The sequence below is a fragment of the Bradyrhizobium manausense genome (assembly GCF_018130615.1).
GTDB classification, from domain to species: Bacteria; Pseudomonadota; Alphaproteobacteria; order Rhizobiales; family Xanthobacteraceae; genus Bradyrhizobium; species Bradyrhizobium manausense_A.
Map to the genome: position 1 here is coordinate 167,004 of NZ_JAFCKB010000009.1, position 24,974 is coordinate 191,977.

Annotated in this window: 22 protein-coding genes; 12 read left to right on the plus strand and 10 right to left on the minus strand. The window is 63.7% G+C overall.

Annotated elements, in window-relative coordinates:
• The first annotated feature begins 312 nt into the window (after nt 1–312).
• Nucleotides 313–1,479 (plus strand): hypothetical protein, encoded by a 1,167-nt coding sequence (locus tag JQ587_RS19160; protein ID WP_212301271.1) that lies wholly within the window; start codon nt 313–315, stop codon nt 1,477–1,479.
• Nucleotides 1,480–1,544: 65 nt separating this feature from the next.
• On the opposite strand, the gene JQ587_RS19165 is transcribed toward JQ587_RS19160, so the two are convergent.
• From JQ587_RS19165 to JQ587_RS19175, 3 genes are all read right to left on the minus strand, one after another.
• Entirely contained in the window at nt 1,545–2,876 is a 1,332-nt protein-coding gene (locus JQ587_RS19165) for a hypothetical protein (RefSeq protein WP_212426252.1), read from the minus strand.
• 5 nt (nt 2,877–2,881) lie between these two features.
• Nucleotides 2,882–3,745, minus strand: a complete 864-nt coding sequence (purU, locus tag JQ587_RS19170) for a formyltetrahydrofolate deformylase (RefSeq protein WP_212301273.1) — start codon at nt 3,743–3,745, stop codon at nt 2,882–2,884.
• Nucleotides 3,746–3,848: 103 nt separating this feature from the next.
• Nucleotides 3,849–4,286 carry a hypothetical protein gene (locus tag JQ587_RS19175; RefSeq protein WP_212426253.1) on the minus strand — a complete coding sequence of 146 codons (438 nt, stop codon included), beginning with the start codon at nt 4,284–4,286 and terminating at the stop codon, nt 3,849–3,851.
• 69 nt (nt 4,287–4,355) lie between these two features.
• Here JQ587_RS19175 and JQ587_RS19180 point away from each other — a divergent pair, with 69 nt between their 5' ends.
• The gene (locus tag JQ587_RS19180) at nt 4,356–5,195 is read left to right on the plus strand and encodes a uroporphyrinogen-III synthase (RefSeq protein ID WP_212426254.1); all 840 of its coding nucleotides are present in this window, start codon (nt 4,356–4,358) and stop codon (nt 5,193–5,195) included.
• A gap of 11 nt (nt 5,196–5,206) precedes the next feature.
• Here JQ587_RS19180 and JQ587_RS19185 read toward each other — a convergent pair whose 3' ends face one another.
• Nucleotides 5,207–5,887 carry a redoxin domain-containing protein gene (locus tag JQ587_RS19185; protein WP_212301276.1) on the minus strand — a complete coding sequence of 227 codons (681 nt, stop codon included), beginning with the start codon at nt 5,885–5,887 and terminating at the stop codon, nt 5,207–5,209.
• A 21-nt stretch (nt 5,888–5,908) separates the two neighbouring features.
• On the minus strand, nt 5,909–9,229 hold the full coding sequence (locus JQ587_RS19190; protein WP_212426255.1) for an adenylate/guanylate cyclase domain-containing protein: 3,321 nt from the start codon (nt 9,227–9,229) through the stop codon (nt 5,909–5,911).
• A 300-nt stretch (nt 9,230–9,529) separates the two neighbouring features.
• On the opposite strand from JQ587_RS19190, the gene JQ587_RS19195 reads away from it, so the two are divergent.
• A complete protein-coding gene (locus JQ587_RS19195) occupies nt 9,530–10,786 on the plus strand; it encodes an MFS transporter (protein ID WP_212426256.1) in 1,257 nt (418 codons plus the stop codon).
• Nucleotides 10,787–10,822: 36 nt separating this feature from the next.
• On the opposite strand, the gene JQ587_RS19200 is transcribed toward JQ587_RS19195, so the two are convergent.
• Nucleotides 10,823–11,497, minus strand: a complete 675-nt coding sequence (locus JQ587_RS19200) for a Crp/Fnr family transcriptional regulator (protein ID WP_212301278.1) — start codon at nt 11,495–11,497, stop codon at nt 10,823–10,825.
• Between the two features lie 337 nt (nt 11,498–11,834).
• Here JQ587_RS19200 and JQ587_RS19205 point away from each other — a divergent pair, with 337 nt between their 5' ends.
• Both JQ587_RS19205 and JQ587_RS19210 read left to right on the plus strand, forming a co-directional pair.
• Nucleotides 11,835–12,656 carry an ABC transporter ATP-binding protein gene (locus tag JQ587_RS19205; protein ID WP_212301279.1) on the plus strand — a complete coding sequence of 274 codons (822 nt, stop codon included), beginning with the start codon at nt 11,835–11,837 and terminating at the stop codon, nt 12,654–12,656.
• Nucleotides 12,653–14,584 carry a long-chain fatty acid--CoA ligase gene (locus JQ587_RS19210; protein ID WP_212301280.1) on the plus strand — a complete coding sequence of 644 codons (1,932 nt, stop codon included), beginning with the start codon at nt 12,653–12,655 and terminating at the stop codon, nt 14,582–14,584. Before JQ587_RS19205 ends, JQ587_RS19210 begins: the two co-directional genes overlap by 4 nt.
• Nucleotides 14,585–14,652: 68 nt before the next feature.
• Here JQ587_RS19210 and JQ587_RS19215 read toward each other — a convergent pair whose 3' ends face one another.
• Nucleotides 14,653–14,835: a hypothetical protein gene (locus tag JQ587_RS19215; RefSeq protein ID WP_212426257.1), complete on the minus strand. Its 183-nt coding sequence runs from the start codon at nt 14,833–14,835 to the stop codon at nt 14,653–14,655.
• Nucleotides 14,836–14,921: 86 nt separating this feature from the next.
• Here JQ587_RS19215 and JQ587_RS19220 point away from each other — a divergent pair, with 86 nt between their 5' ends.
• The 4 genes from JQ587_RS19220 to JQ587_RS19235 all read left to right on the plus strand — a co-directional run bounded on the left by JQ587_RS19220 (nt 14,922) and on the right by JQ587_RS19235 (nt 19,214).
• Nucleotides 14,922–15,815 carry a branched-chain amino acid ABC transporter permease gene (locus JQ587_RS19220; RefSeq protein WP_212301281.1) on the plus strand — a complete coding sequence of 298 codons (894 nt, stop codon included), beginning with the start codon at nt 14,922–14,924 and terminating at the stop codon, nt 15,813–15,815.
• 3 nt (nt 15,816–15,818) lie between these two features.
• Nucleotides 15,819–16,892 (plus strand): branched-chain amino acid ABC transporter permease, encoded by a 1,074-nt coding sequence (locus JQ587_RS19225; RefSeq protein ID WP_212426258.1) that lies wholly within the window; start codon nt 15,819–15,821, stop codon nt 16,890–16,892.
• Between the two features lie 44 nt (nt 16,893–16,936).
• A complete protein-coding gene (locus JQ587_RS19230; RefSeq protein ID WP_212426259.1) occupies nt 16,937–18,220 on the plus strand; it encodes an ABC transporter substrate-binding protein in 1,284 nt (427 codons plus the stop codon).
• 154 nt (nt 18,221–18,374) lie between these two features.
• Nucleotides 18,375–19,214: an ABC transporter ATP-binding protein gene (locus tag JQ587_RS19235; protein WP_212426260.1), complete on the plus strand. Its 840-nt coding sequence runs from the start codon at nt 18,375–18,377 to the stop codon at nt 19,212–19,214.
• 65 nt (nt 19,215–19,279) lie between these two features.
• Here JQ587_RS19235 and JQ587_RS19240 read toward each other — a convergent pair whose 3' ends face one another.
• A complete protein-coding gene (locus tag JQ587_RS19240) occupies nt 19,280–20,434 on the minus strand; it encodes an AGE family epimerase/isomerase (RefSeq protein ID WP_212426261.1) in 1,155 nt (384 codons plus the stop codon).
• An 86-nt stretch (nt 20,435–20,520) separates the two neighbouring features.
• On the opposite strand from JQ587_RS19240, the gene JQ587_RS19245 reads away from it, so the two are divergent.
• Nucleotides 20,521–21,744 (plus strand): phenylacetate--CoA ligase family protein, encoded by a 1,224-nt coding sequence (locus JQ587_RS19245; protein WP_212426262.1) that lies wholly within the window; start codon nt 20,521–20,523, stop codon nt 21,742–21,744.
• 25 nt (nt 21,745–21,769) lie between these two features.
• Here the strand turns inward: JQ587_RS19245 and JQ587_RS19250 are convergent, their stop codons facing one another.
• The gene (locus tag JQ587_RS19250; RefSeq protein WP_212426263.1) at nt 21,770–22,801 is read right to left on the minus strand and encodes an acyltransferase family protein; all 1,032 of its coding nucleotides are present in this window, start codon (nt 22,799–22,801) and stop codon (nt 21,770–21,772) included.
• Nucleotides 22,802–22,888: 87 nt separating this feature from the next.
• Nucleotides 22,889–23,185, minus strand: a complete 297-nt coding sequence (locus JQ587_RS19255; protein WP_212426264.1) for a hypothetical protein — start codon at nt 23,183–23,185, stop codon at nt 22,889–22,891.
• Nucleotides 23,186–23,224: 39 nt separating this feature from the next.
• Between JQ587_RS19255 and JQ587_RS19260 the strand changes: the two genes are divergently transcribed.
• Nucleotides 23,225–24,406, plus strand: a complete 1,182-nt coding sequence (locus JQ587_RS19260) for a CgeB family protein (protein WP_212426265.1) — start codon at nt 23,225–23,227, stop codon at nt 24,404–24,406.
• A gap of 101 nt (nt 24,407–24,507) precedes the next feature.
• Complete coding sequence (locus JQ587_RS19265) at nt 24,508–24,954, plus strand: cupin domain-containing protein (RefSeq protein ID WP_212301290.1); 447 nt, start codon at nt 24,508–24,510, stop codon at nt 24,952–24,954.
• Nucleotides 24,955–24,974 lie beyond the last annotated feature (20 nt).

Here is a 24,974-nt window from a genome sequence, read left to right on the forward strand (position 1 = left end):
TTTCGGCACGGGACAGAATTCAGCGGCCAGCTTTGATATCCCCAACGTCGACACAAATGCAAGTTGCATGAGCGTAATTGAGTTGCTCAACTTGGCTCCTTCTGGTCCGAACATCTCGTTCATTCATCATGGGCGCCCTGCACGGCAAGAATGCCATCGAGAGACACGCTTTCACGAGGTCAATCGTGTCACAAGATTGCGGTTCGGTTTGGATAGATCTGCCTCAGTTGTGGCCGTGCCGTGGCTAAGCGAGGCTTGATTCAGCCTGTGGTACGAGGATAGGTTCGCGGCCACTCAGAGGAAGCCGCTTCAATGCTCGCCAATCCGTTCTTGATCTACATCCTTACTTTTGGCAGCGCTATTGCGATCTATCAGCTGGGATGGTCCGAGATATATCCCCCGACGACGCGGGGCTTGGTGCTGTTCTTCGCGTTCAGCTTTGTCGTTGCGGGCGTCGCAGGCTGGCTGGTGCAACCCCGGGTTCGTTCGATAAGGGCCTACCGTGCAGGCCTCCTGCCGGGCTGGGCGGTCGCCGTGCCTCTCGCCTGCTTTGCCGCCGATCTTGCTTATGCCGGCAGCGTGCCCCTGATCGACATGATCCGCGGGCAGTTTCACTACACGTCCTTCAAGGGCATGCCCTCGCTGCATGTTTTCGCGGTCACGTTCGGCAGCGTGTTCTCCACCATCCGCTTCGCCGACTTCCTCTATGAGACCGGCCGCGTGCGCTGGCGCTATCTTGGCGAGGCTACGCTTCCAATCATCTTCCTTCTTTCGATCGTCTACCGGGGACCCGCACTGATCGTGCTGACGTCCTGGGTTTTCGTCTTCCTTATTTATCTCCCGCGCATCCGAGTGAGCCATGTCGTGAGTATGGTCGCCCTCGGAACACTGCTGCTCTTTGGTGCCGCCAAATTTGGCGAAGCGCGAAGCGGTAATGTCAATGGCCTGGGGCACGCGACTGAAGCATTCCACGGATCAAACCTCGGGCCAGTCGCGTTTTGGCTGTTTCTCTATTCAACCGGCCCGCTTGCGAACTTTCAGTACGCCGTCTCGACCGTCAAGCCACCATACGATCTGAAGAAGATTCCAGAATACGCCGTGAGCGAACTTCTGCCGGATGCGATCTCGCATCGGATCCTGCCCAGGCTCGGCGTCAGTCCGGACAGGAACATCCCCGAATTTTCAGATAACTTCAACGTTTCGAGCGTGTTCAGCCGATCATGGATCTTCTTCGGATGGTTCAGCGTCCTGACGACGTTCGCTGTCTTCATCTTCATTCTGTACGCCTATATCGGCGTGATCCGCACATCGCCGCTCGCAGTTCCCTCTCTTGCGCTCCTCAATACGTTCGTCGTTTACAATCTGTTCGACAACATGATTGCGACGACCAGCATAGGCATTCAGATCGTGTGGCCGCTGCTCCTCGGCCTGCTCCTGAAGAAGCGTGCTTCGTTCGAGGCGGAGCCATTACGCGCCTGACGCGCGTCGCCTTGCTCGCACCGACAATTCCGCAGCGCGGGGTTCGTCGGCTGCTTGCGCGGAGGTTACTTGCCGCTGGCAGGCAAGGCGTCCCGCGGCATCAGGTACCAGAGCAGGAAGAGCAGAGCCCCGCCATGCGTCAGCAGGGCCGTTGAAAGCGGAACGTTCAGGAGGTTCTGCACGAGCATGCCTCCCGATACCAGAACGAAAGACGCCGGCAGGCCAGCCGATGCCCGGTTTCCGAAAGCGATCACCATTCCGCAAAGGAAGACCGTGACCGGCGCATAGAGCATGCCCACGGAGGCGATCCCCTCGGTGGTGAACAGGGAGGCGTTGTAGGTTCCGCCTCCGGGGAAATACTTCAGCATCACGACCCCCAACTGATCCTGATAGGGGCAGGCGATGAACGGCTTCAACACCTTGATCTGGCAGAAATGGGTGAGCTCGTGACTGGCGAAAAATTCGTTGTAGAGGTCGAGTGCGAGCGACGGGACCGCGAGCAATCGGAAGTTCACGATGAAATGGTAGGCCCCTGCAAACCGAACGACCGGACCAATGCCCCCGAGGAAGGTGAAGAGCAAAACTCCGGCAACGATCGGCAACAACAACGACAGAACAACAACCACCCTCGCCTCGAACAATCTTGCGAGCAAGGCGAGAACGATCAACCAGGCCGGCGCGAAGAAAGCCATCTTGCTGACGGCGATCGGGTAGTAGAGCAGCATCAGCAGCACGACCGCACCGGCCCGCCAAAACGATTTCCGCGCGACGCAGTACGCGAACAGGAACGGCAGCAGCGAGCCCGAAGTGATGCCGATCAGATAATTCACGCTGGTTGGCAGCGCGTCGGTCCGCAGCAGGGACGCATTGTCAGGTGACACAAATCTGAAATTGTAAGCCGCCCCGACGGCGACAGTCGCCGCGCAAACCAGGAAGAGAACCAGGAGCAGGCGATCGAACGATTTGACCGACAGCATTCGAATCTGCGGCAAGGACGATCGCAGGAACAGCACGGGCAGGAGAAAGACAATCGCCGACGCGGCAGCGGACAGCCGTGCAGCCTCGTGGTCATAGGCGCGGAGCGAGAAGAAGCTCAGCCACAGATAGCCCAGCACCATGGAGCAGAGGTAGAAACCCACGAAGTAGCCGATACTGAACTCGGCAACGACGAAGAGCAGAAAAGCGGGTGCAAACAGCGCGACCGCCATCAGCGCCGATGTCAGCGCGGCGGACCCGTACACGATTTGATATTCAGGATAGAGCTTGGAAACATTCGCGGCTGAGACGCAGAATACGGCAACGGACAGCACAATCAGGACCGCCAGGATCGGGCGTATCGACCAGCCCCCGTTCGCGGAGCCGGACCCCGGCAAGGCGTTGGCCTGATCGGGCTGCAAGATCTTCAATCCACGAACACGACCGTCTTGCGGCCGTTGAGGATGACGCGGTCGTCGAGGTGATAGCGGATCGCCCGCGCCAGCACGCGGCGCTCGATATCGCGGCCCTTGCGGATCAGATCTTCCGGCGTATCGCGGTGGCTGATGCGCTCGACGTCCTGATCGATGATCGGACCTTCGTCGAGATCGCGCGTGACGTAATGCGCGGTTGCGCCGATCAGCTTCACGCCGCGCTCATGGGCCTGGTGATAGGGCTTTGCGCCCTTGAAGCCCGGCAGGAACGAGTGATGGATGTTGATGCAGCGGCCGGACAGCTCGGCCGACAAATCATCCGACAGGATCTGCATGTAGCGGGCGAGCACCACCAGATCGGTTCCGGTCTTGGCGACGAGATCGAGAATCTGCGCCTCCTGCTCGCTCTTGGTCTCCCTGGTGACAGGCAGATAGTGGAACGGGATGCCGCCGAAATCGAGCCCGGCATAGACCTCGCGCGGATGGTTGGAGACGATCGCAGCCAAGGTCATCGGCAATTCGCCGGTGCGCCAGCGATAGAGGATGTCGACCAGGCAGTGGTCGGACTTCGACACCAGCAGCATCACCTTGCGGTGCGCGGCGCGGTCGCGCATCTGCCACTCCATGCCGAAACGCTCGGCGATCGCGGCAAAGCCGGTCTGGAGCGCGGACAATTCCACGGCAAGATCGGCCGCGGTGAACACGACGCGCATGAAGAACTTCTTGGTCTCGACGTCGTCGAACTGCTGGGCGTCGAGAATGTTCTGTCCATTATGGGCCAGAAAGGTCGAGACCGCCGAGACGATGCCGGGGCGATCCGGACAGGACAGGGTCAGAACATATTGATGATCGGGCATGGCGCTGACTGAACTTTGGGCAAGGGCCTTGGATAACCTGGATTCGCACCCCTGCTCTATCACCGGGCGCGTCGCCGGGCCAACCTCTTAGATGACTGCCATGTTACCAAGGGCACGATGGCGGCTGTCCCCACCAGCCCGTATTGCGGGCGCCGACCTCCACGATGCACGTCGGGGGCAGACCGGGCTTTTCGAAGTGATAGAGCAGCCCGTAGCTCTTGCCATCGACCGATACGTAGCGGGCCGCCCGGTCGGGATCGTTGAATTTGACGCGGGAGCCAAAGTCCACGCTGCTGTCCGCCAGCACCTCAAGGACCACGGCAACGGGGACATCATATTTCTGCAGAACCGGATAAAGAGCCGGATAAGCTCCCTTTGCCGTGTAATAGTTGTCCAGAACGCTCATCAGCATGCGTGCGTCGCGAACCCGCGGCTCGAAGAACGCCAGCCGGTGCAGATACACGTATCCGAAATAGGCAGCCAGGACCGCTACCACAGCGACGGCTATTCTGAGGAACTCTCGCATGGCTTGCTGTATCATCGCTGGTGACCTTGCGCCAATCCCACGCCAGGAGGCAGGATGAAGCGCCCACTGCACCGGAGCACGCCCATGGCCGACCGTTTGACCGGCACCCGCATCCTGATCCTCGAAACCCGCGAGGAGGCGCAGTTCTCGAAGCTCCTGGCCGAACAGGGTGCCGAGGTCGTGCAATGTCCGATGTTCGCCATCCAGGATGCGCCGGACCCCGCCCCGGTCGAGGCCTGGATCCGTCGTACCATCGACAAACCGCTCGACGACCTCGTGCTGATGACCGGCGAAGGCCTGCGGCGGATCATGAAGCTCGCGCGCATCCGCGCGTTGGACCAGGCCTTTGTCGGGGCGCTCGCCAAATCGCGAAAATTCACCCGCGGCCCGAAGCCCGGCAAGGCGTTACGCGAAATCTCGCTCGAGGCGCAGCAGACCACCGAGAAACCGACCACTGAGGGCGTGATCGAGATGCTCGCCAGGCTTGACTTGAAGGGACATCGCCTCGGCCTTCAGCTTTATCCGGACAAGGACCACAGCGCACTGACCGGCGCACTGGCCGCGCAAGGCGCCGAGGTCGACACCGTGTTGCCCTATGCCTATGACTCGAGGGCTGCGGACGCCAACATCGTCGCCGCCATCGATGACATGGCGGAGGGACGCATCGATTCCATCGCGCTCACCAATCTCGGCCAGGTCCGCCGGCTGATCGAGGCGGCCCAGGCGCATGGCAGCGAGGCGAAGCTGCGCGCGGGACTCGAGCGGACACTGATCGCCTCAGTCGGACCGGCAGTCTCGGGCGAACTCGCCGCGCATGGTTTGCGCACCGACATCTCGCCCCCGGACGAGGCCTATTTCATGCGGCCGCTGATCTCGGCGATGGCAGCGGCGCTGGCGGAGAAACGGCCGAGGACGGCGAGCTGATCTTCTTTGGGTTAGCTTGCCACTTGTGAGACGGCCGACATCAGCTCCTGATGGCTCGGCGCTCCGAACATGCGCTGGCCGCCGTCCGGAACCTCGGTAAACGTCCAGCGCACGATCCCTTCCCGATCGAGCAGGAACTGGCCGAACAGCTGGCCTGTGCCGCTCGCCGCCATGCGTTGATCGGCTTCGGTCATCTCGTAGCCGTCCTTGTTGTTGAGATACTCGGCGGCCGCAGGCCGGTTCATCGGGCCGGGCAATTCGCCGGGCATGTCGACTTGCATGCTCATGACGACGCCCATGGCGACCTTGCGCGGCCACTCGGTCTCGTTTTCCGTGAACTCGAGATTGGGCAGGCCGAACGCGCGATGCGAGAGCCGCTCGGGGTCGGACGCTGCGAGCAGGTTGGGCAGAGGATGATAGCGGAAGTAGAGCCGCGCCCGGTCGGTCGGCGTATTGACGACCGTGAGACTTTCGACGCCCTTTCCGCGCAGCGCGCCGTCAAGCTGGGCCTGCGCCGCGATATGGCGCCGGCAGAACGGGCAGTGCAAGCCCCTGAACAAGCCGACCAATATCGGACTATGCCCGCGGTAATCCTCGAGCGCGATCTTTCCTGTGCGTGTGATGGCATCCAGCACGACGTTCGGTGCGCGATCGCCCGGTTGAAGCGGTCCATCGACATCACGGCCTGACATGGTTGAACTCCCTCATATTGGCTAGTCAAGAAACGGCAGTACGATCAGCCCTGCGGGATCGAGCCCGTGCCGGTTACAGACATCATGGGCCATCGCGAAATAACGCTCGGCCTCCGGCATGTCGCCTCGATCAAGGTTCAAGGTCGCAAGACCATCATAGCACGGAAAAAGCTGCTGCGGCTCACCGGTCTCAGTCGCGACCTCGATCGCCTCGTGGTAGCAGCGCGCGGCCAGATCGGGCCGGAAATGGCATTGGTGGATCTGCCCGAGCACGATCAAGGGTACCGGCAGATGCTCGCGCTGATCGAGCGCACGGTCAATCTCGATCGCCTTTTCGGCAGCCGGAACACCCTCGCCGCTACACCGGTCCGTGAATGTGCAACAGGCAACGGCATAATTCGCAAGGAGGCGCGCCACAAAGCCGAGATCGCCGATACGATGCGCGACATCGAGCCCGCGCCGGCAGACCTCGATGGCTCGCGCCGGATCGACCAGCGTGTAGAGCACGCCAAGGTTGGTGTAGCCGCGACACTCCACGTTGAGGAGGCCTGCGGCTTCCGCTGCCGCGACACTTTGCTCCACCTCGCGCACCGCCTCCGGGTATCGTCCAAGCCGCGCCAGCGCGACCCCCTTGGTATTGAGGGCCTCCGCAATGGCACGAGCCGCTTCGAGCCCGACCCGCTCGTCCGCGTCCGGCGGTACAGACCGGGCATAGCCGAGCGCCTCGTCTGCCCATCTTGCGGCGGCGACGTGATCACCCACGCGAAAGGCGAGACGACCGCGCTCTTGCAAGAGGTGCGCCCATTCGATCGGCGCGTCGGTCCCGCCAAGCCGCTCAGCCGCATCTGCGTAGTGCGTTTCCGCCCTGACGCGCTTGCCGGCGTCCCAAAACAACTGGCCGAGCTTGCGAAGAATCCGCGCTTCGCCGATGCGCTCCTCCGCCGTGCGGTGTCCCTCCAGCGCACATCGATAATGCTCCTCGGCCGTACTTCGGCGCCCGGCCACGCGGCAGAGGTCGGCAATGCGCTCGTGCAGGACGAGGCGTTCCGGCTCTCCTTCACTGCCGGCCGACAACACGGCAAGGGACTGCTGGTAGAAGCGAAGCGCATCGTCATTGGCATAGCTGGCGCCTGCGCGATCACCGGCCACGCGCAGATAGCGCGCGCCTTTCGGCTTGCTCGCGCTCAGACTGAAGTGATGTCCGAGCAGGATGAGATCTTCGAGGCGCTCGGGCTCGTTGCCATGGAGCCGCTCCAGTGCGGCACCAATCCTTCCATGAAGCTCGATCCGCCGCTGCAGAAGCAGATTTTGATAGATCACGTCCTGAAGCAGGGTTTGCGTGAAGCGGTAGGTCCGCAACGAAATCGAGTTCGATCCCGCGATCTCCTCGATGATTTCCGCGTCGCACAGAAGTTCGAGCCCGACCTCGACCCTTGCCGGCTCGGTTGCCGCCGCAGCGAGAGCCGCGACATCAAAACGCGGACCGATCACCGCCGCTTCCTGTGCCAGGTGGCGCACCTGATGCGGCAACCGGTCGAGGCGCGCCAGCAACAACGCCTGAATGCTCGCCGGAATATCGGCGGCGGCATCATCGGACGTTATCCGCCACTGCGCGCCGTCGCGCCCCAAGGTGCCGGCTTCGATGAGGCCGCGTATGATCTCCTCGAGGAAAAGCGGATTGCCGCCGGCGCGGTCGAGGATGCGACTGAACAGACGCCCCGGCGGTTCGCACCAGCCCTGACTGAAGTAGGCCGCGAGCAGCCTTTGTCCATCAGCATCGCCGAGCTGAGGCAGCCGAAGGGTTGTGTGACTGATCCTGCTCGAGCCGAACTGATCCAGTTCCAGCATCGGCCGATGCGTAAACAGCAGCATCAGGCGCGTCCGCTCCAGCCGGTCCGTCAGGAACCGCAACGCTTCAAGCGACACCGCATCAGCCCAATGCAGGTCCTCGACGATGATCAACAGCGGCGACAGGGCCAGGCGGCGTTCGAAGACGGTGCGAATCGCGAAGAATATCTGCCGGCGGAGCTGTTCGGGCTCGACATGCCTGAGCGCGGCGTTGGGGTCGCCGAGGCCGAGCACGTGCAGATAGAGGGGCATCAGGCGGTCGGCCTCGTCGGTCGCGAGGCCAAGCTCCGCCAGCGCTTCGGCGACTTTCGCCTCCGCCTCTGTGGCGCCGGCCTTCTGCGCGATGCCATAGGCGCTGCGCAGCACGGCGGCGAGCGCGCCGTAGGATTGTTCGCCGAGCGGCGAGCAAGCTGCCTGCCGGATCGCCACGCCTGCGAAACGATCCTCGTCGCGGATGCGGGCGATGAATTCGCTGACCAGGCGCGTTTTCCCGATGCCGGCTTCACCGACCAGCCGCACCAGTTGAGCCGCGCCGCCGCACGCCAGATCAAGGCTGCCCATCATGCGCGCAACCTCGGCGTCACGGCCGATCAGCGGCGCATTGAGGCCCAGCATGTCGAGGCCTCGCGCCGCACGGGGTGTATCGAGCGGCTCCTTCAGACGGTGGACCAATACGCTGCCCATCTTGCCCTTGAGCGAGACGTCGCCAAGCGAGTCGTAGGAGAACGCATGCCGCGTCAGACGGTGGGTCAACGGTCCGACCAGCACCTCGCCCGGAGCCGCCATCGACTGCAGTCGCTGGGCGGTATTCACCGTATCGCCGGTCACCGAATAGGATTTGGCAGCGCCCACACCGAGCCCGCCCGCGACGACGTGTCCGGTGTTGATGCCGACATGGAGCTGAAGCGGTGAACCGGCATACGCCTTCGCACGTTCGCTGAGGCGCGCCGTCCGCCCGATCATGTCGAGGGCAGCGCGGACCGCCCGCTCCGGATCGTCCTCGTGCGCCGTCGGCGCACCAAACAGGGCAAGCAGCGCATCGCCGATGAATTTGTCCACGAAACCGCCAAAGCCTTGCACCGCGGCCGTCAACTCCTCGAACAATTCGTTTTGGAGCGACTGCATGACCTCTGGATCGAGCCGCTCGCTCATCGCGGTAAAGCCACTGAGATCGGCAAACAGCACGGTGATGGTGCGGCGGTTCGCTTCGCCCTCGACCTCACCCGAGCGAGGCCCAAATTCGGCTTGAGCCTCCGCCCTCGGCACGAGCGGCGGAGAGGAGGAACGGATCGGAGCGGTCGTCGGGCTCGTCCGCGCCGATGCCTGGCCGCCTGCAGGGACCTCGCAGACGAGGACGCCGCACTTCGGGCAATAGGCGAAATCCGGCGCGCATGGAAAGCCGCAGCCAGGGCATGCGTTCGGCTGCTTCGTGCCGCACTTCGGGCAGAAGGCAAAGCCGCTCTGGACCTCGAAACCGCAACCCGAGCACTTCATGGCCCAAGACCTCGCGGAAGCCGCGATGGCGCGATCTGCTGGGCCATACCGGATGGCCCACGATGTGGGCCAGAATGGCCTCGGCGAGGCGGAAGAGCAAGCGGGCGACCGGTCTACCCCCTCCCAGCAACAGGTCCAACGGCGCGGCGATGCTGCGGGTGCACTGGCGCATAGTACGTCGCCGGCAAGCATGGCCGCATGCAGTGGCACCAATTGACACCCGCATCGCCGGTACTACCCTGCTGAGGAAATGACAAATAAGAAGAGTAAGGGAATCGCCGTGACAGGCGTCATCGCGTTGTGAGCCCAGCCGCACGGCGTTCGGCGCTCGCACCATTCCGCATCCGCAACTATCGCTTTCAGTGGCCGTCGGACTTGCTCACCTCCTGGGCGTTCGAGATCGAGACGCTGGTGCTCGGCTGGTACATCCTGGTCGAGACAGGCTCGGTGCTGCTGCTCACCATACTGGCGTCGCTGCAATATGTCGGAACGCTGATTGCTCCGGTGCTCGGGATGGTCGGTGATCGCATGGGTCACCGCGATCTTCTTGTCGTGCTGCGTCTCACCTATACCGTCCTCGCCTCGACCATCATGGTGCTGGCGCTGACCGGGCATCTGGCGCCGTTCAAGGTGATGATCATCGTGACGATCATGGGCCTGATCCGCTCCTCGGATCTCGGCCTTCGCAGCGCACTTCTCGCCGACATCATGCCGGCCGAGCTGTTGGTGGGGGCGATCAGCCTGTCACGCACGACCCAGGACAGCGCGCGCATCGCCGGGGCGCTGACGGGAGCCGGACTGTTCGCGACCTTCGGGATCGGCAAGGTCTATGCAGTGATCGCCTGCCTGTATGTCGTGGCCGCCCTCCTGATGCTGTGCCTGACCCGGCCGGCAAAGTCCGCCGCGCATCGCGCGGCTGGGAGCCATTCGGGCTCGCGACTGCTGCGTGATCTCAAGGAAGGCATCGTGTATTCCTGGAACGGGCCGGCAATGCTGGCCGCGCTTTGCGTCGCGTTCCTTGTCAATCTCACCGCGTTTCCGCTGACCAATGGATTGCTGCCCTACATCGCGCGCGACATCTTTCATACCGACCAGACCGGCCTCGGTTATCTCTCGGCGAGCTTCGCCTTGGGCTCGCTGATCGGCTCCGTCACGCTAAGCCTGGTCGGCGGCCTGCGCATTGCCCGGCTGCTGATCGGCGCCACGCTGGCCTGGTACACGCTGCTGCTGGTGTTCGTCGAAATCAAGACCATGCCCGTGGCCATGGCTTGCCTCGTGCTGGCCGGCATCGCCCAGAGCCTGTCGATGATCTCGGCTGCCGTGATCCTGATGCGGACCGCCAGCGCGCACCTGCGCGGGCGCGTCATGGGCGTGCGCATGATGGTGATCTACGGTCTGCCGATCGGATTGCTCGCGGCCGGCAGCCTGATCGACCTCATCGGCTTTTCGGCGACGGGGTCGCTCTACGCCGCCGGAGGCTTCATCGCGATGCTGGCCATCGCGATCCGCTGGCGCGCCGACCTCTGGCCGGTGCACGCGCCCGCCAATGCCCGCTAGGGCCCCGTTCCGATAAATCGTTCGCTCGAAAACGCTCTAATCCCCGTAGCCGCGCAGCCGCTCGACATTGAGGATGGTGACGCCACCGTATTCGAGGCGCAGCAGCCCCTCCTTCTCGAGCCGGTTCAGCGCGCGATTGGCGTTCTGGCGCGACATGCCGGAGAGCGCCCCGATCTCCTCCTGGGTGATCTCCAGATGCGCAGTCGATTCCGGATAGAGGATCGGGTTGAACAGCGAGGCAATGCTCCGGGCAAGCCGAGAGGTCGCATCCAGCGTCCGGTTGACCTCGAGCATGCCAATGAACTGGCCGAGCCGCTCGTTGAGCTGGCGCACCAGGAAGCGGTTGAAGCCGACGCTGTTCTCGAACAGCCACATGAAGGCGCTGCGCTCCATCAGGGCGACGCGGCTGACGCGCAGCGCGACCACGTCGTAGCGGCGCAGCTCGTTCTTGAGCACGCTGCCCTCGCCGAACCAGGCGCCCGCCGTAAGCCCCGCAAGGCTCGTCTCCTTGCCGTCGCGCGAGACCCCGCCCATGCGGGCGAGGCCGCTCACCATGCCGGCCCAATAATCGAACTTGTCGCCGCGCATGAACACGGTCTCGCCGGTGCCGTAGGACCGCTCTGTGATCCCGGCGCGGGCGACCTCGATCTCCGCCGGCGTGAGCTCGCGCGACCACGCGGCGACGCGCTTCAGTTGATCCTCTGAAATCATGACCCCGAAGCCAGCCGCACCGTTTCGTCACCCCATCCGCCTGCTGCACTGCAGCACGATCGTTCCGACCACCATCCTACGAAAGATGGATGTGGCTGCCGCCCGAAAAACTTTGTCGCAGAATTGTCAGGCCGGAGACATTTCAAAATAGCGCTTTCCCCTATTGAGAGCCACCTCGGGTGTTGCGGCTTTTGATCCCAAACGGGTGCGAAAGTGGCGCGGCTCCGGTCGGGACCATGTGCTGCATGGCCTCACCGGCACGACCGTACTAGGATCGCCCGAGAGGAACGGACGAAGAGCGCCGCTGAACGCGCCATCACCGGGAGGGATTTGTTTGGTGGCTACCAGTCTCGAAGTGCGCGGCGTGTCCCTGCGGTTCGGCGGCGTCCGCGCGCTGACCGATGTCAGCTTTGCCATCAGGGAAGGCGAGCTGTTCTCGATCATCGGTCCCAACGGCGCCGGCAAGACCTCGATCGTGAACTGTATTTCCGGTCGCTACAAGCCGACCGAAGGCCAGCTGTTCTACCAGGGCAGTGACATCACCGGCCTGACGCCGAATGCGCGCCCCAAACTCGGCATCGGCCGCACCTTCCAGAACCTCGCCCTGTTCCACCACATGAGCGTGCTCGACAACATCATGGTCGGCCGCCATCACCTGCTGAAGAACAATTTCCTCACGGGCTCGCTGTACTGGCTCACCGGCGCGCGCAAGGAAGAGCTCGAACATCGCCGCAAGGTCGAGGAGATCATCGACTTCCTCGATCTCCAGTCGGTGCGGAAAGCGCAAGCCGGCACCCTCTCCTACGGCCTGCGCAAGCGCGTCGAGCTCGCCCGTGCCATGGCACTGGAGCCGCGCCTCATCCTCCTCGACGAGCCGATGGCCGGCATGAACTTCGAGGAGAAGGAGGACATGGCCCGCTACATCGTCGATCTCAACGAGGAGTTCGGCATGACGGTGGTGATGATCGAGCATGACATGGGCGTGGTGATGGATATCTCCCATCGCGTCATGGTGCTGGATTTCGGCAAGAAGATCGCCGAAGGCGATCCGGCCGCTGTGCTCGCCGATCCCCACGTCAAGCGTGCCTATCTCGGTGAAGAGGACGAGGTGCTCACTGATCCCGACGACAAGCCCGAGGCTCCGGAGTGCGCCGCATGATGGATTATGCAGGGCGCGTCGCGCAGGCCGATACCTATCCGAAAATGCTCCGGCTCAATGCCAGAGAGCACGGCAACGAGATCGCTCTGCGTGAAAAGGATCTCGGCCTCTGGCGCCCCTTCACCTGGAACGATTACCAGACCCGCGTGCGCGACTTCGCGCTCGGGCTGGTCGAACTCGGCCTCGGCCGCGGCGACGTCATCGGCATCATCGGAGACAACCGGCCGGACTGGGTTGCGGCGGAAGTGGCGACCCATGCGATCGGCGGATTGAGCCTGGGGCTCTATCGCGATGTGCTGGACGAAGAGGCATCATATCTCCTCAACTATGGCGAGGCCCAGCTCGTCTTCGCCGAGGACGAGGAGCAGGTCGACAAGCTGCTGGCGCTGGCCGAGCGCGTGCCGAAACTGAAGCACGTCATCTATTCGGACCCGCGCGGCATGCGGAAATATGACGACCCGCGCCTGATGTCGGCGGAGAAGTTCGCCGAACTCGGCCGCGCCCGCGCGACCCGCGAACCGGACCTCTACGATCGCCTCGTGGATGCGACCAAGGGCGAGGACGTCGCGATTCTCTGCACCACGTCGGGCACGACGTCGCATCCAAAGCTCGCGATGCTCGCTGCCGGCCGCGTGCTCGGGCACTGCGCGACCTATCTCGCCTTCGACCCGAAGGGCCCCGACGACGAGTACGTCTCCGTGCTGCCGCTGCCGTGGATCATGGAACAGGTCTATGTGCTCGGCAAAGGCCTGCTCTGCCGGATGAAGATCAACTTCGTCGAAGAGCCGGACACGATGATGAATGATCTGCGCGAGATCGCGCCGACGTTCGTGCTGTTCGCGCCCCGCGTCTGGGAGACGATCGCCGCCGACGTCCGCGCCAAGGTGATGGACGCGACGCCGTTCAAGCAGCGCCTGTTCGACATCGGCATGAAGTCCGGTCTCGCCGCGCTCGAACAAGGCAAGCGCTCCGGCTTCGCCGATGCGATCCTGTTCCGCGCGCTGCGCGACCGGCTCGGTTTCACCCGCCTGCGCTCGGCGGCCACCGGCGGCGCCGCGCTCGGGCCCGACACGTTCAAGTTCTTCCAGGCCATGGGCGTGCCGCTGCGCACGCTCTACGGCCAGACCGAGTTGCTGGGGGCTTACACGCTGCATCCCGAGGGCAAGGTCGACCCCGACACCACCGGCGTGCCGATGGCCGACAATGTCGAGATCCGCATCGACAATGCCGACGTCCACGGCGTCGGCGAGATCGTGGTGCGGCATCCCAACATGTTCCTCGGCTATTACAAGAACCCTGAAGCGAGCGTCGCCGACATCAGGGACGGCTGGATGCTGTCGGGCGATGCCGGCTATTTCAACGCGAACCGCCAGCTCGTCGTCATCGACCGCATCAAGGATCTTGCGGAGACCTCGCGCGGCGAGCGTTTCTCGCCGCAATTCATCGAGAACAAACTGAAGTTCTCGCCCTACATCGCGGAAGCCGTTGTGCTGGGAGCCGGCCGCGACGCGCTCGCCGCGATGATCTGCATCCGCTACTCCATCATCTCGAAATGGGCGGAGAAGAACCGGCTCTCGTTCACGACCTACAGCGACCTCGCCTCCCGGCCCGAAGTCTACAAGCTGCTCCAGAAGGAGGTCGAGACCGTCAACGCCACGCTGCCGCCGGCCCAGCGCATCTCGCGCTTCCTCCTGCTCTACAAGGAGCTCGATGCCGACGACGGCGAGCTGACCCGCACGCGAAAAGTTCGCCGCGGCGTCATCAACGAAAAATACGCTGGAATCATCGACGCGATCTATCGCGGCGACGCCGACATCCCCGTCGACACCGTGATCCGCTTCCAGGACGGCACCACGCAGCGCGTCCGCACCACACTGCGGGTCGTGGACCTCGGTGGACATGGCCCGATGGCGGAGGCTGCGGAGTGAGACAGGTATCCATGGCGAACGGTGCTGCCCTTCGCCTCTCCCCGCTTGCAGGGAGAGGCCGGAGCGCGTCAGCGATCCGGGTGAGGGGGAGCCTCCGCGCAGGCGGTGGCAATCGTTTCGAGAACCCCGACCAGATTGGTCGACACATCGTTGTTCCAGAACCGGCGATACCAGAGTTTCCCTTCCGCATCCGTCAACGCGGCTCGCAAGTGTCTGGCGCGCTCGGTCTTGGATTCGTCAGCACCTCGCATGCGGAGACTCCCCCTCACCCGCCGCGCGTTCCGCGCGTCGGCCTCTCCCCGCAAGCGGGGCGAGGCGAAGATAACACGGAACCGACATGAACACCGCCTTCCTCATCCAGCTCCTGGTCAACGGCCTCGTGGTCGGCACGCTCTATGGCGTGGTCGCGATGTCGTTCGTGCTGATCTACAAGGCGACGCAAGTCGTCAATTTCGCGCAAGGTGAATTGCTGCTGGTCGGCGCCTGGGTGTGCTGGGCGCTGCTCGCCAAATACCAGGTGCCGTTCTGGATCGGCATGCCGATGACGCTGGTGTTCATGTTCGTGTTCGGCATCGCGATTCAGGTCCTGATCCTGCGCCCGATGATCGGCGAACCGATCATCTCCGTGATCATGGTGACGATCGGCCTCTCCACCGTGCTGCAGGCGACGCTGAAATGGATGTTCGGCGTCAACCCGCAGCCCTTCCCACGCGTGTTCGAGAGCCAGTCGGTCGGCCTGTTCGGCCTCCAGGTCCAGACCGTCTATGTCATGAGCCTCGTGGTCTCGGTCGCGATGATGATCGGCATGGCCTGGTTCTTCCGCGCTTCGAAGTATGGCCTGGCGATGCGCGCCACCGCGTTCAACCAGCAGGTCGCGCAATCGCTCGGCATATCCGTGAAGAGCGTGTTTGCGATGGCCTGGGCGATCTCGGCGACCGTCTCCGCCGTGGCGGGCGTGGTCGTCGCCGTCGTCAACGGCGTCTCCTCCGGCCTTGCCGCCTACGGCATCAAGGTGTTTCCGGCAGCGATCCTCGGCGGGCTCGATTCCGTCGGCGGCGCGGTGCTTGGCGGCATCATCATCGGCCTGCTCGAGAACGTCGCGCAGTATGTCGACAGCGAGTACCTGCACTGGGGCAATCTCTACGAGATCGCGCCGTTCTACGTCCTCATCATCGTGCTGATGATCAAGCCTTACGGCCTATTCGGCACCCACGACATCGAACGGATCTGACCCATGGCCGGCCCTGCCCTCATCCCTGCTGGTGATTTCCGCACCTCCTATGCGGCCGACACCACGATCTTCCCGACCACGACCAGCCGCAACTTTGCGATTGCGGGCGTGCTGCTGCTCTGCCTCGTTCCGCAAGTCCTCGGCGGCTACTGGCTCAGCATCCTGATCCAGATCGGCATCTTCTCGATCGCGGCGCTGGGGCTGAACATCCTGGTCGGCTTCACCGGCCAGATCTCGATCGGCCACGCCGCCTTCTTCCTGCTCGGCGCCTTCACCTCGGCCTACATCTCCAACAACGCACCGATCCCGGTGTTCTTCGCGATCCCACTTGCGGGAATCGTCACCGCGCTGGTCGGACTGATCTTCGGCATCCCGGCGGCGCGGCTGAAGGGGCTCTATCTCGTCATCGCCACGCTGGCTGCGCAATACATCCTGCTCGACTTCTTCTCCCGCGCCGAATGGTTCTCCGGCGGCTCGGTGCCGGCCAGCGCGAATCCGTTCTCGATCTTCGGCTACACGCTGCGCGGCGACAGGCAGTATTTCTACGTCGTGCTGGCCTACGTGCTGGCGAGCTACATCCTCGTCACCAACCTGATGCGCACCCGCGACGGCCGCGCGCTGGTGGCGATCCGCGACCATTATCTCTCCGCGGAGATCATGGGCATCAACCTCACCAAATACCGCACGCTGTCGTTCGGTCTCGCCGCCTTCTTCGCCGGCATCGCCGGCGCGCTCTACGCGCACTACCAGCAGGTCGTGTCGCAGGAGGGCTTCGGCATCGAACGCTCGATCCTGTTTCTCGCCATGATCATCATCGGCGGCACCGGCTCGATCATGGGCACGCTGATGGGCACCGCCTTCGTGGTGCTGCTGCCGGAATCGATCGAGCTGCTCAGCCTGTACCTGAAGGGCGGCGCGATCGACAAGGCGCTGGCGCTCAACAACAACATCACCTTCCTGCGCGAAATCACCATCGGACTGATCATCATCGCGTTCCTGATGTTCGAGCCCGACGGCCTCGCGCATCGCTGGCGGCAGATCAAGGCGTACTGGAAACTCTACCCGTTCTCGCATTGAGCCCGGGCAACTTCACTTAAACAATAAACTGGAGGAACCGACCCATGACGATGAAGTCCCTTTTGAGCACCGCATCGCTCGCGCTTGTGATCGCGGCATTCTCCGCGAGCGCGCAGGCGCAGATCGCGATCGGCCATCTCGCCGATTATTCCGGCGGCACCTCCGACGTCGGCACGCCCTACGGCCAGGCCGTCGCCGACACGTTCGCCTGGGTCAACAAGAACGGCGGCATCGGCGGCAAGCAGCTCAACGTCGACACCAACGATTACGGCTACCAGGTGCCGAAGGCGATCGCGCTCTACAAGAAGTGGTCGGCTCCCGACAGCAAGGTTGCCGCGATCATGGGCTGGGGCACCGCGGATACCGAGGCGCTGACCGGCTTCCTCGCCCAGGACAAGATCCCCGACCTGTCCGGCTCCTACGCCGCCGCTCTCACCGATCCCGAAGGCGTCAGCGGCAAGGCCAAGCCGGCGCCCTATAATTTCTTCTATGGTCCGAGCTATTCGGACGCGCTGCGGGCGATGCTGATGTGGGCGGCCGAAGACTGGAAGGCCAAGGGCAAGCCCGGCAAGCCGAAATTCGTCCACATGGGCGCCAACCATCCCTATCCGAACGCGCCGAAGGCCGCCGGCGAGGCCATGGCGCAGGAGCTCGGCTTCGAGGTGCTGCCGCCGCTGGTGTTCGCGCTGACGCCGGGCGACTACAGCGCGCAGTGCCTGAGCCTGAAATCGTCGGGCGCCAATTACGCCTATCTCGGCAACACCGCAGCTTCCAACATCTCGGTGATGAAGGCCTGCAAGACCGCGGGCGTCGAGATCCAGTTCCTCGGCAACGTCTGGGGCATGGACGAGAACGCCGCCAAGACCGCGGGCGATGCTGCCAATGGCGTGATCTTCCCGCTGCGCACGCCGGTGAGCTGGGGCGGCGATGCGCCGGGCATGAAGACGGTGATGGAGATCTCGAAGATGTCCGACCCCACCGGCAAGGTCTATCGCCCCGTGCACTATGTCGCTGCGGTCTGCTCGTCGCTCTACATGAAGGAAGCGCTCGACTGGGCCGCCAAGAACGGCGGCGCCACCGGCGACAACGTCGTGAAGGGTTTCTATCAGAAGAAGGATTGGGTGCCGGCAGGCCTGGAAGGTGTCTGCAATCCCTCGACCTGGACCGACAAGGATCACCGCGGCACGCTGAAGGTCGACCTCTATCGCACCAAGATCTCGGGCCCCACCGACGGCGAGCTCAACGACCTCATGGCCAAGGGCACGATCAAGCTCGAGAAGGTCAAGACCGTCGAGCTGCCGCGCAAGCCGGAATTGCTGGGCTGGTGAGCCCGTAGTCCGCTCGTCGTTCCAGGGCGATGCGAAGCATCGAACTATGGTGCGCGATTGCGCACCTGAGAACCTCGAGATTCCGGGTTCGGTCCTGCGGACCGCCCCGGAATGACGGGATGAAGCTGCGACGACATCGAGAGAGCAACTGACCATGAGTGAAACGGCTCACATCGGGCGCCCCTCCCCGAGCGTCGTACCCGCACCGCCCCTCCTCGCCGTGCGCAACATCGAGGTCGTCTATGACGACGTCATCCTGGTGCTGCGCGGACTGAGCCTCGACGTGCCCAAGGGCGCGATCGTGGCGCTGCTGGGCGCCAACGGCGCCGGCAAGTCGACGACGCTGAAGGCGATCTCGGGGCTGCTCAAGACCGAGGACGGCGAGGTCACGCGCGGCGAGATCCTGTTCGAGGGCGAGCCCATCGCCGGCATCGATCCGGACAAGATCGTCCGTCGCGGCATCTTCCAGGTCATGGAAGGCCGCCGCATCGTCGCCGACATGACGTCGCTGGAAAACCTCAAGCTCGGCGCCTTCACCCGCAGGGATCGCGAGGTCGATGCCGACCTCGACATGGTCTTCAACTATTTCCCGCGCCTGAAGGAGCGCACCGGCCTTGCCGGCTATCTCTCCGGCGGCGAGCAGCAGATGCTCGCGATCGGCCGCGCGCTGATGGCGCGTCCGAAGATGATCCTGATGGATGAGCCTTCGATGGGCCTGTCGCCGCTGCTGGTGAAAGAGGTGTTCTCCATCATCCAGAAGATCAACCGCGACCTCGGCGTCACCATCCTACTGGTCGAGCAGAACGCGCGCGCTGCGCTGTCGGTGGCGAGCCACGGCTACATCATGGAGCAGGGCAAGGTCGTGCTCGACGGCACCGCCGACGAGCTGCGCGACAACGAGGACGTCAAGGAGTTCTATCTCGGCGGCGCCGGCGACCAGCGCAAGAGCTTCAAGAACCTCAAGAGCTTCAAGCGGCGCAAGCGGTGGCTCTGACAAAGCGTTTTCAAGCGAAGTGGGAACCGGTTCGCGTGAAGAAAACGCGTCAAAACAAGAGAGCTCTAGCCCTCCAGCACCTGCTCCGCTTCCGTGACCGCGCAGAGAACATGATAGAACGACGACGCAGGAATGGTGTCGACCAGCGATTTGCCGTCGCTGTCGAACTGATCGTACCAGCCGCCCCGCACGGGATGGCTGAGGTAATGCCGTTCGAGCCGCACCAGCGCCGCGCGCGCCTCCTCCGCTGCGCCCGCCTCGCCGGACTCGGCCTGCGCGATCCACGCCTTTGCCATCTCGGTCTGCGGCCACAGCCGGCGTGTGCTGCGGCGGATGTTGCCGGTGTCGTCGCCCTCGTCGACGAGGCAGCCGGTGGCCGTGTCGCGATAGCGCAGCGCGGTCGCAAGCAACTCGGCGCGCCGCGGCCCGGTCGGACATCCCGTGATGCGCTCGAACCCTTTCAGCAGCCACACCCATTCCGCCTGGTGGCCGGGCTCGACGCTGACCGGCTCGATCTTCGACCAGTCCTCCTCGAAATATTCACCGAGCGCGCATTTCCGCTTGTCGTAGAGGTTGGCGAGGAAGAGCGCGAAGAACTCGCCGGCGCGGTTCTGGAACGACAGATCGTGGGTCGCGTCGAAACACGCGATCATCGCCTCGAACAGATGCATGTGCGGATTCTGCCGACGCGGCAGCGACACCGGCAGGCTTTCATGGACGCCACCATGCGGGGAGCGCAGATGGCCGTCGAGGAAGGCGAGCAGCGCGTCGATCTCGGCGCGGATTTGTGCGTCCTGGTCGAGCGCATAGACGGTCGCCAGCGCAAACAGGATGAAGGCGTGGTCGTAGGCGTCGCGCCGCGCGTCCAGCACAGCCCCCTCCGGCGTCAGCCGGTGCACATAGCCGGGCTTGCCGTCGGGCGCCTTCGCCTTTGCCAGGAGGTGCTCCAGCCCCTTCAGCGCGATGGCGCGCCCCTCGGGATACCAGCCCATCTGCGCCGCCTTGGCGTAGCAATAGATCTGGCGCGCCTGCACCATCACCCGCCGCGGCGCAGCCGCATCTGCGCTGCCATCGCGATGCAGCCGGTCGATAAAACCACCCGTGGCATGGTCCCAGCCGACTGTCGACCACAGCGGGATCGCATCCTCGATCACGCGGCGCTTCAGGCGCGCGACGACATCCACCGTCTCGGCCGCCGGAATGATGCTCTCGTCCGCCATCGCGTCCTCTCCACGCCCCGCCAATGGCCGTCTGATACCCATGCGGGCGGCGGCGCGCAACGGATGCCAACCCGGAAAGACCTGCCATGACCGCCCATTACGACGCTCTCGAGACGCGCGAGCAAGCGGCGCGCGAGGCCGATCTGTTTGCCCGCCTGCCAGGCGTCCTGCGCAGTGCGATGAGCGCGCCCGCCTATGCCGAGCGGCTGAAGGGCATCGATCCCGCCGCGGTGACCTCCAGGACAGCGCTGGCGGGCCTCCCCGTGCTGCGCAAGTCGGAACTGCCGGCCCTGCACAAGGCCTCCCAGCCCTTCGGCGGCTTCGTGGCGGCATCCCCGGGGTCGTTCGGCCGCCTTTTCACCTCCCCGGGCCCGATCTTCGAGCCCGAAGGACGGCAGGCCGATCCCTGGCGCGGCGCGCGGGCGCTGTTTGCGGCTGGATTCCGGCCCGACGATATCGTGCTCAACACCTTCAGCTATCATCTCACCCCCGGCGGCTTCATCTTCGATGCCTCGGCGCGCGCGCTCGGCTGCGCCGTGATTCCGGCGGGTCCCGGCAACACTGAGCAGCAATTCGAGCTGATCGAGGCTTACAGGCCGATCGGCTACAGCGGCACGCCGGACTTCCTCAAGATATTGCTCGATGCCGCCGCCGCCGGGGAGCGCGATGTCTCCTCGATCAAGCGCGCACTGGTTTCCGGCGCCGCCTTCCCGCCCTCGCTCCAGGCCGAGATCAAGGCGCGCGGCATCGACGCCTACCAGGCCTTCGGCACCGCCGATCTCGGCCTGATCGCGTTCGAGACCGAGGCGCGCGACGGCATGGTGGTGAACGAGGATCTGATCATGGAGATCGTCAAGCCCGGCACCGGTGATCCCGTGTCCCCCGGCGATGTCGGTGAGATCGTGGTGACCTCGCTCGATCCGCATCATCCCTGGATCCGGCTCGCGCTCGGCGACCTCACCGCGGCGCTGCCCGGCCCAAGCAAATGCGGGCGCACCAACATGCGCATCAAGGGCTGGATGGGCCGCGCCGACCAGACCACCAAGGTCAAGGGCATGTTCGTCCGCCCCGAGCAGATCGCCGAGATCGGCAAGCGCCATGCGGCCCTCGGGCGCCTGCGTCTCGTCGTCACGCGCCAGGGCGAGGCCGACGCCATGACGCTGAAGGCGGAAACGCCGGCCGCAAGCGATGCGCTGCGCGAGGAGATCGCCAGCAGCCTTCGGGCCGTGACGAAGCTCGGCGGCGCCGTCGAGCTGGTCGATCCCGGCGCGCTGCCGAACGACGGCAAGGTGATCGCGGACGAGCGATAGGCTCCGCTCGACGTCGCGAACCGGTTCAGCTTCGTTGATCTTGCTCGCTTTGAATCGCGCCTGACGTTGCGGCAGCCGGCTCTTTCGTCCGAGTGGGCAAGCGGAAGATTCGCGAGGAGTTTGCCGCCAGCCGCCGGTAGATCCGACAATCAAGCAGCCCGAAGACGTAGCCTGCCATCAGGCCGATCGCGAAATACAGCGGGAGCCAAGCAAGTCCCTGCACATGCAATACGTGCACGGCAATGATGATGGCCGGAAAGTGCAGCAGATAGATGCCGTATGACGCGTCGCCCAACGTCCCAGCCATACGCGAATTCAAATCGATATCGGCAACAGCGAGCAAGAGACTCGTTGCCGCCACGCCGAGGAAAAGCAGCTTGTGCGAACTGTACTCGGGAAATGCAAAGCTCACGCAAAAGGCAACCAGGGCAACCAAAAGGCCGGCCAGCCGGGGCACCTTCCTGAGATCGTCGAAATGAATCCCGCAGATGACGCCCATCGGAAAAACCTGCACGGCCGGCGACCATAGAATGCCGGGAAGGCCCGGAAAGGTGTACCTGCCGACATCAGGCGCCGCGGCCACGAGATTGACGACCAAAATCCAGATGACCGCAAGAATGGTCAAGCTGCGATCACTGAGGCGCACCCAATAGGCGACGGACGCCAGAGCATAGAAGATGATTTCGAATGCGAGAGTCCAGTAGGGAATCGTGAGCGTGCTGTTGCTGACGGTGGAGGGATACAGCAGCAGCGATGATGCGCTCGCGCTGACCGGCGAACGAATCGCGGCGAGCCCGATCGCTGCAACGATCATGGCCAGCCAGTAACTCGGGTAAATCCGCAACAATCGATGCTGTACGAAATTCGTCCAGTTCTTCGCTCGCTGCAGCGCGATCACGAACCCGGAAATCGCGAAAAACAGCACAACGCCGAACGAGGTCATGCGGATCGGAGTGTAGTGGTTTGCCACATAGGCCGCGTGCTCGCCGACGACCAAAATTGCCGCCACGGCCCTCAGCGCATGTATGCCTCCGAAAAATCGCGGCGATGCAGTCATCTCCTGAGTCTACCTTGGAACCGACGATGCTCCGGAATGGAGGCCGACCCGAAAGCCAGTGCGCGCCGATCGATACCGGGGCCGTGGTCATATCTGAATGCGCCGCCCTCTGCCAAGACGGCTCTCGATGCTTGAAGCAATCGAGAAGCGCATCGAGCTTTGCGTGTCGGGCGAGAGCCGCGCCGCGGACATGCTCGCAAGCAAGATCGCCGCCATCGAGTGTCTTGATAGGCTTTCGAAATGGAATACGGCGCCTCCAGCTCGAACTGAAAGACAGCTACAATCATTGTTGCCAGGCTGGAACAGGCGGGATATCAGCTCGATTTCACGACCTTGGTGAGTACTCATGTCGACCGCAAGAGGATCAATTTCGGCCTTGGGCATGTCCGACCACCACCGAACGCACGCCTCAAGCACCCACTGATGCGCGTTCTCATCCTCAATGCCGATTATCAGCGCTTTCTCGCCTGGCTGTACCGGCGCCATCCGGGCCTCGAGAATGCGACCTACGACGCACAGATGACAGCGCGCAGCGCCAGCCTGTTCGGCGTGGCCGACTTCTACTCGCGCAATTTCGAGGCCCTCGGGCACACGGCCGCCAACATCCACGTCAACAACGGCTGGATGCAGACCGCATGGGCGCGCGAACACGGCATCAGCGTCACCCCATCGCCGCCGCCGGGCGCCGCCGTGAGCGATGCGATCCCGGGATGGCTGCAGCGCGCCGTCGCGCCGTTCAAGCCGGTGTTGAGACCGCTCGCGCGCAAGATCGGACTGAGCCCGCGCCTCGACGCACAGTCGGAACAGATCCTGCTGGCGCAGATCGAGGACTTCAAGCCGGACCTGATCCTCAACCAGGATCTGTTCCATGTCGACACACGCCTCGTGCGCCGGATCAAGCAGATCTGCCGTCCCACCATGGTCGGCCAGGTCGGAATCGTGCCCTCGCGCGGTGAAGACTGGTCGGTCTACGATCTCCTGATCTCGCAGATCGCCGCGGTGGTGGAGTTCTTTCGCCAACAAGGCGCGCGCTCCGAGGTCATCCATCTCGGATTCGAGCCTGGGATTCTCGACGTTCTTCCGCCCGCACCGGCGCGCAGCATCGACGTCTCATTCGTGGGCGCCGTATCGGCCGATCATCAGCAGCGCGTGGCGCAGCTCGAAGCTGTCGCGCGGCGCCACGATCTGAAGCTGTTCGGCAGCGGCCTGCACACATTGCCCGCCTCGTCGCCGCTTCATCGCTGTTACCAGGGTGAGGTTTGGGGCGTGGAGATGTATCAGGCGCTGCGAGCCTCGCGCGTGACGCTCAACTCGCATATCGACATGGCCGGACCCGAAGCCGGCAATGCCCGCCTGTTCGAAGCGACCGGCGTCGGCGCCTTCCTGCTCACCGACTTCAAGGACAATCTCCATACGCTGTTCGAGCCCGGCCGCGAGGTCGCTGTCTGGCGCTCGGCGGACGACTGCATCGCGCAGATCGATCGCTATCTGAATGATGAGCCAGCGCGCATGGCGATCGCTGCGGCCGGACAGGCATGCACGCTTTCGACCCACACGTTCCGCCAACGCGTCAGCACGATCTTGCAGCTCGCCGGCCGCACGTAAGAGCCACCGGCGCGCCCTTGACGGTCTCGGCCAAAATGGCCAAAGTGCCCTTGCGTGACGCTATGTCACTATAATTTCAGCGCTTTTTGTCGAGGCCCAGAATGGAACACGTCGAGCATGTTCGATTCGGCGACCAGCTCTATGCGATCATCGTGCGCGCCTCGTTCCGCGAGCCGGGTATCCACTTCTTTTCATCACCCGAACTGTCGCAGCAGCTCGCCTATATGAGCCATCCGAAGGGCAAGAGCATCGAGCCGCATCGCCACAACAAGGTGACGCGGGAGGTGCACTACACCCAGGAAGTGCTGCTGATCCAGAAGGGCAAGCTCCAGGTCGACTTCTACACGGTCGAAGAAAATTATCTGGAAAGCCGCGTCCTCGGCGCCGGCGACATCATCCTGTTGTGCAGCGGCGCCCACGGCTTCCACGTGCTCGAACCGGTCGAGATGTTCGAGATCAAGCAGGGTCCCTATTCCGGCGAGAACGACAAGACGCGGTTTGCCGAAGTCCCCCAATCCGAAATCCGGATCAAGGGTCCAAGCCTGTGAACTCGCCTGTGAGCACGCCG

Excerpts from the sequence above, each read along its gene's own strand:
- JQ587_RS19160 (WP_212301271.1), top strand. The coding sequence starts at position 313 with ATGCTCGCCAATCCGTTCTTGATCTACATCCTTACTTTTGGCAGCGCT.
- purU (WP_212301273.1), bottom strand. The coding sequence starts at position 3,745 with ATGCCCGATCATCAATATGTTCTGACCCTGTCCTGTCCGGATCGCCCC.
- JQ587_RS19175 (WP_212426253.1), bottom strand. The coding sequence starts at position 4,286 with ATGATACAGCAAGCCATGCGAGAGTTCCTCAGAATAGCCGTCGCTGTG.
- JQ587_RS19180 (WP_212426254.1), top strand. The coding sequence starts at position 4,356 with ATGGCCGACCGTTTGACCGGCACCCGCATCCTGATCCTCGAAACCCGC.
- JQ587_RS19185 (WP_212301276.1), bottom strand. The coding sequence starts at position 5,887 with ATGTCAGGCCGTGATGTCGATGGACCGCTTCAACCGGGCGATCGCGCA.
- JQ587_RS19190 (WP_212426255.1), bottom strand. The coding sequence starts at position 9,229 with ATGAAGTGCTCGGGTTGCGGTTTCGAGGTCCAGAGCGGCTTTGCCTTC.
- JQ587_RS19200 (WP_212301278.1), bottom strand. The coding sequence starts at position 11,497 with ATGATTTCAGAGGATCAACTGAAGCGCGTCGCCGCGTGGTCGCGCGAG.
- JQ587_RS19210 (WP_212301280.1), top strand. The coding sequence starts at position 12,653 with ATGATGGATTATGCAGGGCGCGTCGCGCAGGCCGATACCTATCCGAAA.
- JQ587_RS19215 (WP_212426257.1), bottom strand. The coding sequence starts at position 14,835 with ATGCGAGGTGCTGACGAATCCAAGACCGAGCGCGCCAGACACTTGCGA.
- JQ587_RS19220 (WP_212301281.1), top strand. The coding sequence starts at position 14,922 with ATGAACACCGCCTTCCTCATCCAGCTCCTGGTCAACGGCCTCGTGGTC.
- JQ587_RS19225 (WP_212426258.1), top strand. The coding sequence starts at position 15,819 with ATGGCCGGCCCTGCCCTCATCCCTGCTGGTGATTTCCGCACCTCCTAT.
- JQ587_RS19230 (WP_212426259.1), top strand. The coding sequence starts at position 16,937 with ATGACGATGAAGTCCCTTTTGAGCACCGCATCGCTCGCGCTTGTGATC.
- JQ587_RS19235 (WP_212426260.1), top strand. The coding sequence starts at position 18,375 with ATGAGTGAAACGGCTCACATCGGGCGCCCCTCCCCGAGCGTCGTACCC.
- JQ587_RS19240 (WP_212426261.1), bottom strand. The coding sequence starts at position 20,434 with ATGGCGGACGAGAGCATCATTCCGGCGGCCGAGACGGTGGATGTCGTC.
- JQ587_RS19245 (WP_212426262.1), top strand. The coding sequence starts at position 20,521 with ATGACCGCCCATTACGACGCTCTCGAGACGCGCGAGCAAGCGGCGCGC.
- JQ587_RS19250 (WP_212426263.1), bottom strand. The coding sequence starts at position 22,801 with ATGACTGCATCGCCGCGATTTTTCGGAGGCATACATGCGCTGAGGGCC.
- JQ587_RS19255 (WP_212426264.1), bottom strand. The coding sequence starts at position 23,185 with ATGCCCAAGGCCGAAATTGATCCTCTTGCGGTCGACATGAGTACTCAC.
- JQ587_RS19260 (WP_212426265.1), top strand. The coding sequence starts at position 23,225 with ATGCGCGTTCTCATCCTCAATGCCGATTATCAGCGCTTTCTCGCCTGG.
- JQ587_RS19265 (WP_212301290.1), top strand. The coding sequence starts at position 24,508 with ATGGAACACGTCGAGCATGTTCGATTCGGCGACCAGCTCTATGCGATC.